General features: G+C 36.8%; 12 protein-coding genes. All 12 read left to right on the forward strand.

The window, feature by feature from the left end; all coding sequences use genetic code 11:
• Window positions 1–34 precede the first annotated feature (34 nt).
• The 12 genes from LI162_RS02990 to LI162_RS03045 all read left to right on the forward strand — a co-directional run bounded on the left by LI162_RS02990 (window position 35) and on the right by LI162_RS03045 (window position 13,418).
• Window positions 35–310, forward strand: a complete 276-nt coding sequence (locus LI162_RS02990) for an HPr family phosphocarrier protein (protein ID WP_015528823.1) — start codon at window positions 35–37, stop codon at window positions 308–310.
• Window positions 311–367: 57 nt separating this feature from the next.
• Window positions 368–1,282, forward strand: coding sequence for a nucleotidyltransferase family protein (locus tag LI162_RS02995; RefSeq protein ID WP_155203922.1), 915 nt, complete (start codon window positions 368–370; stop codon window positions 1,280–1,282).
• A 20-nt stretch (window positions 1,283–1,302) separates the two neighbouring features.
• Entirely contained in the window at window positions 1,303–2,847 is a 1,545-nt protein-coding gene (locus tag LI162_RS03000) for an LCP family glycopolymer transferase (RefSeq protein WP_020435731.1), read from the forward strand.
• A 216-nt stretch (window positions 2,848–3,063) separates the two neighbouring features.
• A complete protein-coding gene (locus LI162_RS03005) occupies window positions 3,064–5,007 on the forward strand; it encodes a polysaccharide biosynthesis protein (RefSeq protein ID WP_020435732.1) in 1,944 nt (647 codons plus the stop codon).
• Entirely contained in the window at window positions 5,008–6,216 is a 1,209-nt protein-coding gene (locus tag LI162_RS03010; protein WP_020435733.1) for a DegT/DnrJ/EryC1/StrS family aminotransferase, read from the forward strand.
• A 3-nt stretch (window positions 6,217–6,219) separates the two neighbouring features.
• The gene (locus LI162_RS03015) at window positions 6,220–6,900 is read left to right on the forward strand and encodes a sugar transferase (protein WP_020435734.1); all 681 of its coding nucleotides are present in this window, start codon (window positions 6,220–6,222) and stop codon (window positions 6,898–6,900) included.
• 24 nt (window positions 6,901–6,924) lie between these two features.
• Window positions 6,925–8,172: a glycosyltransferase family 4 protein gene (locus LI162_RS03020; protein WP_020435735.1), complete on the forward strand. Its 1,248-nt coding sequence runs from the start codon at window positions 6,925–6,927 to the stop codon at window positions 8,170–8,172.
• Window positions 8,173–8,219: 47 nt separating this feature from the next.
• Window positions 8,220–9,323 carry a glycosyltransferase gene (locus LI162_RS03025; protein WP_020435736.1) on the forward strand — a complete coding sequence of 368 codons (1,104 nt, stop codon included), beginning with the start codon at window positions 8,220–8,222 and terminating at the stop codon, window positions 9,321–9,323.
• Window positions 9,324–9,681: 358 nt separating this feature from the next.
• Window positions 9,682–10,437, forward strand: a complete 756-nt coding sequence (locus LI162_RS03030) for a glycosyltransferase (RefSeq protein WP_226865783.1) — start codon at window positions 9,682–9,684, stop codon at window positions 10,435–10,437.
• Window positions 10,438–10,449: 12 nt separating this feature from the next.
• On the forward strand, window positions 10,450–11,763 hold the full coding sequence (locus tag LI162_RS03035; protein WP_020435738.1) for a nucleotide sugar dehydrogenase: 1,314 nt from the start codon (window positions 10,450–10,452) through the stop codon (window positions 11,761–11,763).
• Between the two features lie 12 nt (window positions 11,764–11,775).
• On the forward strand, window positions 11,776–12,849 hold the full coding sequence (locus LI162_RS03040; RefSeq protein ID WP_020435739.1) for a Gfo/Idh/MocA family protein: 1,074 nt from the start codon (window positions 11,776–11,778) through the stop codon (window positions 12,847–12,849).
• A complete protein-coding gene (locus tag LI162_RS03045) occupies window positions 12,849–13,418 on the forward strand; it encodes an acyltransferase (RefSeq protein ID WP_020435740.1) in 570 nt (189 codons plus the stop codon). The genes LI162_RS03040 and LI162_RS03045 overlap by 1 nt, the downstream gene beginning before the upstream one ends.
• Window positions 13,419–13,514 lie beyond the last annotated feature (96 nt).

Below are 13,514 nucleotides of genomic sequence, written 5' to 3' on the forward strand. Positions count from 1 at the left end.
TCAAACTATCAGAGAGATAGAATAGGAGAATAACATGGTAAGCGATAAAGTAGTGATCAAAAATCCGACAGGACTTCATTTAAGACCGGCAGGATTGTTTTGTAAAACTGCGATGCAGTACAAGAGCAAGATCACAGTGTACAAGAAAATGAAAAATGAAGAAGTGAATGCAAATGCCAAAAGTGTATTAAGTGTACTGGGTGCATGCATAAAAAGCGGAGATGAGATTACAATTATTTGTGAAGGAGAAGACGAAGAAACAGCACTTTCAGACATGGTTCAACTTGTGAAAGATGGATTGGGAGAATAAGTAGTGTTTATAAACCGGTATATTGTAACAGTGAAGAGACATTAGGAGGAAAAAGAAATGAGCAAAGCAACATTAGTAATCATGGCGGCAGGCATTGGAAGTCGTTTTGGAGGCGGAATCAAGCAGCTGGCTCCGATTGGACCAAATGGAGAGATTATCATGGACTACTCCATCTATGATGCATTAGAAGCAGGGTTTGACAAAGTTGTATTCGTTATCCGCAAAGATCTCGAGAAAGATTTCAAAGAGATCATTGGCAACCGTATTGAAAAAGAAGTAGAAGTAGCATATGCATTTCAAGAGCTTGATGATATTCCGGAAAAATTCAGCGGAAAATTCACAGGAAGAACAAAACCTTGGGGAACAGGTCAGGCAATTCTTTGCTGTAAAGATGTGGTGGATGCTCCATTCCTTGTAATCAATGCAGATGATTATTATGGAAAAGAAGCATTTAAAGAGGCATACAGTTATTTGACAAACCTTCCATCTGCTGATATAATGCAGATTTGTATGGTCAGCTTTGTATTGAAAAATACATTGAGTGATAACGGAGGCGTGACCAGAGGTGTGTGCGAAGTAGACGGACATGGCATGCTTGCAGACATTGAAGAGACACATAACATCGAAAAAGAAGACGGAAAAGCTGTAATCCACAAAGAGGATGGAGATGTATTCCTTGACGTTGATTCACCGGTATCTATGAATATGTGGGGAATTACACCTGAATTTTTCGAGATTCTTAAGACAGGATTTGATGAGTTTCTTGAGAAAACAGAAAGTACAGATCTAAAAGCAGAATATCTGCTTCCGACAATGATTGGAGATCTGTTAAGTGATGGAAAACTGGAAGTAAAAGTACTGCAGTCACATGACCAGTGGTTTGGGGTGACATATAAGGAAGATAAAGAATCTGCAACAGCAGCACTTCGTGGATTGATTGAAAAAGGAGTTTACCCGTCAAAATTGTTCTAATTTGAGAAAAGGGATGTAAGATGGCAAAACGAAAAGAATCTGCTGGCAATTCTGCACGCAGAAAGAAAAGTACAAATAAGTATTCCCGCAGATCGGGAAGTAATAAGCTGGGAACTTTGTGTATCATTCTTCAGACGATTGCCAGTATAGCCTTAATGGCGGTATTGTATTTGTTAGGAATGATTCCGGATAAGTATCTGATACTGGCAGCAGCAATACTGTTTTTCTTATGGTGTGTGACACTGAATTCACAGGTGGCAAGGAGAAAACGGGGGACTTTGGGAAAAGTGTTCAGTTTACTTATGGCTGTTGTGATGTTTACAGGAAGTTATTATGTCGCTCAGGCTAATAATATGATTGGAAAGATCACAGGCAGCAACTATAAAGTAGATAAGATGGTTGTTGCAGTGCGAGCAGATGATTCGGCAGAGACAATAGAAGATGCGGCAGACTATACGTATGGTGTACAGTTTGAGAAAGGTGCTGGCAATATACAGACAGCTGTGACCGATATTGAAAAGCAGATTGGCGTTGATACGATCGAAGTAAAAGAGTATGATTCTGTCCAGACACAAGCACAGGCTTTGATTGATGGGGATTGTGATGCAATCATTTATAACAGTGCATATACAAGTCTGATGGAAGAAGCAGTAGATGGTTATAGCGATAAAGTGAAAGTGTTGTATACATTTAATATACGTGTTGAGTTGGATTTCGGAAATTCAACAGGAGCAACAGATGACAGTATTATAAAAGAACCATTTACAGTTTATATCAGTGGTATTGATGTTTATGGTGATGTATCAGAAACAAGTCGAAGTGACGTGAATATTATTGCAGTTGTAAATCCACAAACACATCAGATATTACTTGTAACAACACCGCGTGATTATTATGTTCCTATTCCGGGAGTTTCAGGAGGACAGAGAGATAAGTTAACACATGCGGGAATCTATGGTATAGATGCATCTATGAAAACTTTGGGTGAATTATATGAGACAGATATTAATTATTATGCGAGATTAAATTTCACTTCATTAATTGATATTGTTGATACGCTTGGCGGAATTGATGTATATTCTGAATTTGCATTTACGACAAGTAAAGATTCAGAATATACTATGGATGTTCAGGAAGGGTATAATCATTTTAATGGTAAAGAAGCTCTTGCATTTTGCAGGGAAAGACACAATCTTCCTGATGGAGACAATCAGAGAGGAAAAAATCAGCAGGCGGTTATTACTGCAATGCTAAAGAAGTGTCTGTCGCCTACAATGCTTTTGAAGGCAAATGCAATTATGGAACAGGTCAGCAAAGATGTTGAGACAAATATGTCTCAGGAACAGATCAATGCTCTGATCAAGTATCAGTTGAATAATAATGCAACATGGACAATCCAGTCTATAGCAGCAGAAGGAACGAATACAAAAGGTACTTGTTATTCCAGTGGAGATACAGAACTCTTTATTATGGAACCGATTGAATCTTCTGTGCAGAATATTATTGATTTGGTGAATGTTGTTGAAGAAGGCGGCATATTGACCGAAGGAGAAAAATTAAATTAAGAATGGGTAGAGGAGGCGCAGAAATAGTAAGAAGCGTCTCCTTTTTTAAAGTTGATTGGTAATGATTTCAAAAACGTAATGCAGAGAAATATAAAACCTGCACAATTTATGAAAAAAATAAGTATAGACATTGAATAATGGAATGAAATTTGATAATATATAAGTTATGTAAAAAACTTGTAATAATTTGTAACATTGTTAATGGAGAGGATTTCTATGAAAAATATATTCAGCTTAAAAACATCAAAATCAAGAATGATATTACTATTTATTGTAGATGTCATTACAATTATAGTGAATTCTTATCTGGCATTGATTGTTAGATATAAAATGGATGGGAACACGGTTCCTGTGGAAGATTTGGCAAGTGTTAATACGTATTTGTTGATTAATATAGTTACTACAATGATCATCTTTCTTTTATTGAATTTATATAATAGAGTCTGGTCATATGCAAGTCTTTATGAGGCGCTACTTGTTTGTGCAGCGGCAATTTTATCAACAGCATTTCAGGCATTTGGAATGAGTCTGCTTTATTTGACAGTGCCAAGAAGTTTTCATTTGTTCTATTTCTTTTTCTTGACAATGACAACTTTGATCACAAGATTTTCTTATCGTATTTTGCATGCTCTTCAAAGAGGTATCTCAAAGAACACAAATCGTCCAATCAATACAATGGTGATCGGAGCAGGCGAAGCCGGTAATATAATAATCACCGAGATGAAAACAAGCAAACATTTAAACAGAAATGTTGTGTGTGTAATTGATGACAATCCATCAAAAACCGGAAAATATATTCGCGGAGTACGCATTGTCGGCGACCGTACGAAAATTAAAGAGGCTGCGAAAAAATATGATGTAGATGAGATTATGCTTGCAATTCCATCTGCTGATAATAAAGACACCAGAGATATCCTGCGTATTTGTAATGAAACAACCTGTAAGCTGAAGGTACTTCCAGGCGTGTATCAGCTGATCAATGATGAGGTAAGTGTCTCAAAATTAAGAGAAGTTTCTATTGAGGATTTGCTGGGAAGAGATACTGTGAAGATTGATATTGACAGTATTGCCGGATATGTGAGAGGCAAGAGCGTTCTTGTAACGGGAGGTGGTGGCTCTATCGGAAGCGAACTCTGCCGACAGATTGCTGCACATAATCCGAGAATGCTTATTATTTTTGATATATATGAAAATAATGCATATGATATACAGCAAGAATTAAAAAAGAAATATCCAAAACTTAGATTAGAAGTGCTTATTGGTTCAGTTCGTAATACAAAGAGAATTGAAAGTGTGATGGATCTTTATCGACCAGATGTAGTGTATCATGCAGCTGCACATAAGCATGTCCCGCTGATGGAGGACAGTCCGAATGAAGCAATTAAAAATAATGTTTTTGGAACTTATAAGACAGCACGTGCGGCGGATAAGTATGGGGTCAAGAAATTTGTACTGATTTCTACAGATAAGGCTGTTAATCCAACAAACATTATGGGGGCGTCCAAGAGATTATGTGAGATGATCATTCAGACATTCAGTAGATATTCCAAGACGGAATTTGTTGCTGTGCGTTTTGGAAATGTGCTTGGAAGCAATGGTAGTGTTATTCCATTGTTTAAGAAACAGATGGCAGCCGGAGGTCCTGTGACAGTTACACATCCGGATATTATCCGTTTCTTTATGACAATTCCGGAAGCTGTATCATTGGTAATGCAGGCAGGCGCATTGGCTCATGGAGGAGAAATCTTCGTGCTTGATATGGGTGAGCCGGTTAAAATTGCTGATCTTGCCAAGAATTTAATTCGTTTGTCAGGTTATACTCTTGGTGTGGACATGAATATTGAGTATACAGGACTTCGACCAGGAGAAAAATTGTATGAGGAGATTCTTACAAAAGAGGAAGGTTTACAGAAGACGGCAAATAATCTGATTTATGTGGGACAACCGTTAGAATTTGATGAGGTACATTTCTTAAGCGAGTTGAAAAAACTCGAAATTGCTGCATCAGAGGAATCAAGGGATGTGAAAAAAATCGTATCTGGAATTGTTCCGACGTATCATATCAGAGAAGAAGATAAGGAACGTGATGAAGAGATGTACGAAGAATTGTTAAGTCTTGGAAAAGCGAGTCACGAAGAACCAGTTGTGGAGGATAGATAGATGGAAAACAGACATATAGCATTTTCACCACCGGATATTACGGAGGAAGAGATTGCAGAGGTTGCAGATACTTTAAGAAGTGGATGGATAACTACAGGACCTAAGACAAAGAAATTCGAAAACGAAATAGCAGCATTTTGCCATACGAGTAAGGCAGTTTGTCTTAACTCAGCTACAGCATGTGCAGAGATGAGTTTACGTGTTCTTGGAATTGGTCCGGGGGATGAAGTGATTACAAGTGCGTATACGTATACTGCATCAGCAAGTGTTGCAGTACATGTAGGTGCAACACTTGTATTAGTAGATACTCAGCCGGATTCTTATGAGATGGATTATGAAAAGCTGGAATCTGCAATTACAGAGAAAACAAAGGCAATCATTCCGGTTGATCTTGGAGGGGTGATTTGTGATTACGACAAGATATTCGACATTGTAGAAAAGAAAAAGTCATTATTCCGTCCGAGCACAGAGATACAGAAAAAGATGGGAAGAATAGCGGTAGTAGCCGATGGTGCGCATGCATTTGGTGCTACAAAAAATGGAAAGCATAGTGGAGAAATTGCAGATTTTACAAGCTTTTCTTTTCATGCAGTAAAGAATCTTACAACAGCAGAAGGCGGAGCAGCAGTCTGGAGAGATATTGACGGAATAGATAATGAAGAAATTTACAAACAGTTTATGCTTCTTTCTCTGCATGGTCAGTCTAAAGATGCTTTGGCTAAGACACAGCTGGGAGCGTGGGAGTATGACATTATTGCGCCGTATTATAAATGCAATATGACAGATATTATGGCATCTCTTGGACTTGTACAGTTGAGAAGATACCCATCGATTTTGGCAAGAAGAAAAGAAATTATAGAAAAATACAATGAAGGATTGAAAGATCTGGATCTTAGTGTATTGAACCATTATGGGGATGATTTTGCGTCAAGTGGTCATTTGTATCTTGTCAGATTAAATGGAAAGACAAGAGAAGAATGCAATGCAGTAATTACAAAGATGGCTGAAGCAGGCGTTGCAACAAATGTTCATTACAAACCGCTTCCACTTTTGACAGCATACAAAAATCTTGGATTTGATATCAAAGATTATCCGAATGCTTATGCACTATTTGAAAACGAGATTACTTTACCACTCCATACAAAACTGACAGATGAGGATGTAGAGTATGTGATTGAAACATTTAGGAAATGTGTAAGTGAGGTTTAAAAGATGTGCAGATGGGACGAATTGCCTCAGAATATGCAAGTGAAAGAAGTAAAAAGATATTATGATATTTTGCAGCGGCATAAAGCAAGTTTGATTCTGAAGCGTCTTTTTGATATAATAGTAGCAGGTGTGTTGCTTGTGCTTTTATCACCACTGCTTTTGATACTAGCAGTTTGCATTAAACTGGATTCTAAAGGTCCGGTTTTCTTTCGACAAGTAAGAGTGACGACATACGGTAAGACTTTTCGGATTTTTAAATTCCGTACGATGGTTAACAACGCAGATAAAATCGGAACGCAGGTTACCACGAAAGGTGATACCAGAATAACAAAAGTAGGAAAAGCATTACGCGGATGCAGATTAGATGAACTACCGCAGTTGCTCAACATATTATCTGGAGATATGACTTTTGTAGGCACCAGACCAGAAGTTGAAAAGTATGTAGCCCATTATACAGATGAAATGAAGGCGACACTGTTATTGCCAGCAGGAGTAACATCAAGGGCGAGTATTGAATATAAAGATGAAGACAAGCTTCTTGAATCAGCAGAGAATGCAGATCAGGTTTATATCGAACAGATTCTGCCAGAAAAGATGAAATATAATTTGAAAGCAATTGAAGAATTTAGTTTCTGGCAAGATATCAAGACGATGTTAGCAACAGTAATAGCAGTTATAAAATAACAAAGGTATGAAGGAGAACTCACAATGAACGTATGGATTGTGAATCATTACGCCATTCCACCGAGTATGGGGGGATTGGTGAGGCATTATTATTTTTCAAAGTACCTTCAGAAGAAGGGACATTCGGTGAAAATCTTTACATCCAGTAAGATTCATAATACAGATATTAATATGATCAGGGATAAATCTCTTTATAGAGAAGAGATGGAAGATGGTGTAGAGTATACCTTTGTTAGAAGCCGTGATTATAAAGGAAATGGAATGGACAGAGTTATCAATATGATGGATCTTCCATTTAAAACCTGGAAGGCAATGAAGCGGTTTTATAAGAAAGAAAAGCCAGATGTGATTTATACATCTTCTCCAGATTTATTTGTTGCATTATTTGCATTATTATTTGGTAGAAAGCATAAAATACCAGTTGTTGTGGAAGTACGAGATTTATGGCCGGAGTCGATTGTAGAATATAATGGTATGTCTCGAATGAATCCAATTATTCAAGTACTGTATCAGCTTGAAAAATGGATTTACGTACACGCAGATCAATTGATTTTTACAATGCCGGGCGGAAAAGAGTACATATGCGATAAGGGCTGGACGAAAAAAGTTAATATCAATAAAGTAAATCACGTAAATAATGGCGTCGATTTAGCAGAATTTGAAGAGAATAAAAAATTATATAACCTTGAGAATAGCCAGATTGCGAATGATAATGCATTTAAAGTAGTTTACATGGGATCTATTCGAAAAGTAAATAATCTTCAGACATTGGTTGATGCTGCAAAAGAATTGAAAAATCAGGATATTCATTTTTATATTTATGGAGATGGCACAGAAAAAGACATGCTTGAAGATGAGTGCAGAAAGTATTCATTGAATGTTAAATTTGAAGGGCGTGTAGAAAAGAAATATATTCCGTATATTCTGAGCAATGCTGATTTGAACATAATTAATGTTCAGGGGGCAGGCTTAAATAAATACGGATGCAGTTGGAATAAACTGTTTGAGTATATGGCGAGTGAAAAGCCGATTTTATGTAATCTTCCGGTGAATTATGATTTAATAAGAGAGAAAAAATTAGGAATTGCAAAGCGATTTGCGAATGGAAAAGAATATGCGGAAGAGATTACAAAGTTTCGTCAACTTACTTCAGAAGAATACGGAGAGTATTGCCAACGTTTAAAAGAATGCGCACAAGAGTATGATTATCAGATACTGACAAATAAAATTGAGCGGATTTTAAAAAAGGCAATTGATAGTTCAAAACGATAAGTTTGTTTTGAAGAGAAGCGAGATAGTAAAACAGAGGAGTCATTTTGATGAAAATAATGTTTGTATCGGCAGCAAATAGTACGCACACTGTTAGATGGGTGAATGCATTAGCAGAGAGAGGACATGAAGTGTATCTTGTTTCAAACAGAGGCCATGAGCCGAAAGAAGATGCACTGAATTCGAGAGTAAAATTATACTTGATGAAACACAGTGGTGGCAAAGGCTATTATCTAAATGCCGGTGAATTGAGAAAAATTGCCAAAAGAATAAATCCGGATGTCATTAACGTACATTATGCAAGCGGTTATGGGACATTGGCGAGGAAAGCACGATTACCTAAATATATTCTTTCAGTATGGGGAAGTGATGTATATGATTTCCCATATGAAAGCAGGGTGAAAAATCATATTTTAAAAAGAAATGTGAGAAGTGCTTCTTATTTGGCCTCAACAAGTAATTGTATGGCTGTCCAACTGAAAAAAGTAATGCAGGATGAAAAACTGGAAATTACGATTACCCCATTTGGAGTGGATTTAAATAAGTTTGATCCGAAAAAGTATAAAGAAATAGAAAAAGAAGAGCTGATAATAGGGAATATAAAAGCTTTAGAAGAAATTTATGGTATCGAAGAAATGATTCTTGCATTTCGGGATCTGAAAAAGGAATTGGAACAGGAGCATTATTCAAGGAAAATTAAATTATTAATTTATGGTTCGGGAAGCAAAAAAGAACAGTATGAAGATCTGATCAATAAGCAGAACCTGCAGGATTCTGTTTTCCTGAAAGGGAAAATACCTAACACGAAGGTGCCGGAAGCAATAAGCGAATTTGATATTTTTTGTGCATTAAGCCGGAAAGAGAGTTTTGGAGTAGCAGCAGTAGAAGCCATGGCGATGAAAAAGCCCGTTGTTGCATCGGATGCAGATGGATTTAAAGAAGTTATAGAAGACGGAAAAACAGGATTGATTATTTCTCGAAAAGAAATAAATAAGGCAAAAGATGCATTGAAGAAACTTGTGCTTGATGAAAAGATGCGCACAAAGATGGGAAATAATGGACGTCAACGAGTGGAACAACTGTATTCATGGAATGACAATGTAGAGAAAATGCTTAATTTATATGAAAGAGTGAGGTGTGACAATGAACATTAAACAAGAAAAAAGATGTATTGTCCACATCCCCAACCATATTGAAAAAAGCGGAAAATCGGGCTCCAATATCCGTCCAATCAAGATGAAACAGGCATTTGAAGAAAATGGTTATCTTGTTGAATATATTTCAGGATATGGCACTGAAAGAAAAGTTCAAATAAACAAGATAAAACGGAATATAAGGAACGGTATAAAATATGATTTTCTTTATTCAGAGAGTTCTACAATGCCAACTTTGCTGACTGAAAAAAATCATTTGCCTCGTTATCCGTTTTTGGATTTTAGCTTTTTTAAATTTTGCAAGAAAAACGGGATAAAAATCGGACTTTTTTATAGAGATATACAGTGGAAATTTTCTGTGTATCGTGATAATGTATCATGGTATAAGAAATGCTTTTCGATTCCAATGTACAGATATGATTTAAGGCAATATAAAAAATTGCTTAATGTATTTTATCTTCCAACAGATGAAATGCGGGCATACTTAAAAGAATATCCGGAATTGTTGAATAGAAGTGCAATTCTTATGCCAGGATGTGCGGAATATGATGTTGATGCCGTGCAGGCAATATCGGATTTGACTGCAAAAAAACTAGAAATCTTATATGTGGGTGGAATTGACAGAATCTATGATTTGACAGTATTTTTCCAGGCGATGCAGCAGATGCCTGATCAGGTTCATGCTTATGTCTGTTGCAGAGAAAAAGAATGGGAAAATGCAAAGAGCAAGTATTTACCATATATGAGCGAAAAGATTTCCATTATTCATGAGAGTGGACAGGGATTAGAGCCATATTATAAAAAAGCAGATATATGCTGTGCCTTTGCAGGTGAAGGTGATTATATGCGTATGGCAATGCCGATAAAGGTGTTTGAATATTTAGGACATTATATACCGATTATAGCAACCAAAGATACAGCAGCAGGTAAATTTATTGAAAAAGAAAACCTGGGATGGAGTATAGAATATAATCAGGAAGCATTAAAACAATGCTTGCATAATATCTTACAAAACCCGGCATTACTGCAGGAAAAGCGAGAATCGGAAATATCGGCATACGAGGCTAATACATGGAAAGCCAGAGCAAAACAGGTTATTTTAGATTTAAAATAAAGGAGAAGAAAAATGAAAGAACAATTATTGAAGAAAATTGAAAACAAAGAAATCGAAGTTGGTGTAGTAGGTCTTGGATATGTAGGACTTCCACTTGCTGTAGAGAAAGCAAAAGCTGGATTTAAGACAATCGGATTTGATGTTCAGGAAGAAAAGGTAAACCTTGTAAATGAAGGTCATAATTATATCGGAGATGTTGTAGACAGTGATCTGAAGAAACTTGTTGACGAGGGAATGCTGAAAGCAACAACAGACTTTAGTTTTGTAAAAGATGTTGATTTTATCGCTATCTGCGTACCTACACCATTGGATTCCCATCAGGAGCCGGACATCAGCTATGTAAAGGCCTCAACAGAAGCTATTTCTAAATATCTTACAAAAGGAACAATGGTAGTACTTGAGTCTACAACATATCCGGGAACAACAGAAGAACTGATCAAACCAATCCTTGAAGAAGGATCAGGATTAAAATGCGGAGAAGATTTCTATCTTGGATTTTCTCCAGAGCGTGTTGATCCAGGTAACCTGATCTATAAGACAAAAAACACACCAAAGGTTGTTGGAGCAATCGGTAAAGATGCGACAGAGGTAATTGCAACAATGTACCGTGCTGTACTTGAAGGTGATGTATATGAAGTTTCTTCACCGGCAATCGCTGAGATGGAGAAGATCCTTGAAAACACATATAGAAATATCAACATTGGTCTTGTAAATGAACTGACTATGCTCTGTGATAGAATGGGAATCAGCATGTGGGAAGTTATTGATGCTGCTAAGACAAAACCATATGGTTTCCAGGCATTCTATCCAGGTCCGGGACTTGGCGGACACTGTATCCCGCTTGATCCATATTACCTTACATGGAAAGCAAGAGAGTATGGATTCCATACATCTATGATCGAAGGATCTATGATTATTAACGATCAGATGCCGGAATACTGCGTAGAGCGCGCAAGCAAGGTTCTGAATCGTCATAAGAAAGCTATGAACGGAGCAAAGGTACTTGTTCTTGGTGTTGCATACAAGCAGGATATTGATGATTATAGAGAAAGTCCGGCTCTTCGTGTAATTGAAGTACTCAAACGCGAGATGGCAGATGTTGATTTCTATGATCCATGGATTTCTGAGTACAAATATCATGGAGAGAAACATCAGGGAATTGAGAAAATTGATCCGGAAATCATTGCTTCTTACGACCTGATCATGGTAACAGCAGCACATACGAATGTAGATTATGACATGATTCAGAAGAATGCAAAAGCAATCTTTGATACAAAGAATGTTATGAAGAATATCGAGAACAGAGAGAATATTGAAGTTCTGTAGGAGGATATAAAGATGAAATATGCATTAATTGGTTGTGGAAGAATTTCAACAAATCATGTAAAAGCTGTTGTAAATAATAAGCTCGAATTTGTAGCTGCCTGCGATGTTGTACCGGAACATATCGAAAATGTTCTTGCAAAACATGGACTTGAAAATGATACAAGTATTAAAAGATATACAGACTACAAAAAAATGATTGAAGAAAATGAAATCGAACTTGTTGGTATTGCAACAGAAAGCGGTCTTCATGCAGAGATTGCTTTGTACTGTATTGAGCATGGAATCAACTGTATTATCGAGAAACCGATGGCAATGAGCATTGAAGATGCAGATAAGATTATTAAACTGTCTGAGGAAAAAGGCGTAAAAGTATCTGCGTGTCATCAGAATAGATTTAATGTTGCAGTCCAGGAGATGAGAAAAGCTCTTGAAGCAGGAAGATTTGGAAAACTTTCCCATGGTTCTATTCATGTACGTTGGAACAGAAATCAGGATTATTACACACAGGCTCCATGGAGAGGAACATGGGCTCAGGATGGTGGAGCCCTTATGAATCAGTGTATTCATGGAATTGATCTTCTTCGTTGGATGATGGGAAATGAAATCGATGAAGTTTATGGTGTAACAAAACAGCAGTTCCACCATTATCTTGAAGCAGAAGACATCGGAATGGCAGTTGTAAAGTTCAAAAATGGAGCAGTTGCAACAATTGAAGGAACAACAAATGTCTATCCACAGAATCTTGAGGAAACATTATATCTGTTCGGTGAGAATGGTACAGTCAAGCTTGGTGGAAAATCTACAAATAACATTGATGTATGGAATTTTGCTGATGAGACAGATGATGATCAGGCAAACAAAGGACTTGAAGAGCAGACAAGTAATGTATATGGAAATGGACACACAAGTCTTTATGCAGATGTAATTGATGCAATTAAGAATGACAGAGCACCATATGTTGATGCACATGCAGGAAGAAATGCACTGGAGCTTGTTCTTGCAATTTATAAGAGCCAGAAAGAAGGTCATGCTGTAAAACTTCCACTGGAGAATTTTGCAAGTCTGGATATGACAGGAGAATTTTAATGAGTGATTATTTTGTACATGAAAGCAGCTATATAGATGACGATGTTAAAATCGGAAAAGGCACAAAAATCTGGCATTTTTCTCATATTCAAAGTGGATCAGAAATAGGAGAAAACTGTTCTTTTGGACAGAATGTGAATGTGTCAAATCATGTAAAAATTGGAAATGGCGTAAAAGTACAGAATAATGTATCCATTTATGAAGGGGTTGAATTGGAGGACTACGTTTTTTGTGGTCCTTCTATGGTTTTTACGAATGATTTGACACCACGTGCCAAATATCCAAAAGGAAGTGCCGGATATAAGAAGACACTTTTAAAAGAAGGTTCAACAGTAGGTGCAAATGCAACGATTGTATGTGGTCATACAATTGGAAAATGGGCTATGATCGCAGCGGGTGCTGTCGTTACAAAGAATGTAAAAAATCATGCATTAATGGCAGGAGTTCCGGCAAAAAGAATCGGTTGGGTATGTGAATGCGGAAATGTTCTTGGAAAAGATTTGAAATGTGAATGTTGTCATCGAGAATATGAAGAACATACTGATGGATTAAAATTAAAAAAACATTAATGATCTTTTAAATAAATATATGGGTTTTTGCGAATATAATGGCAAAGAATGTGAAAATTAGTTAATACATAATGCTGAGTAAATCGGAACATGTGA

This window comes from Mediterraneibacter sp. 210702-DFI.3.120, assembly GCF_020561005.1.
In the GTDB taxonomy this organism is placed as follows: Bacteria; Bacillota; Clostridia; order Lachnospirales; family Lachnospiraceae; genus Mediterraneibacter; species Mediterraneibacter faecis.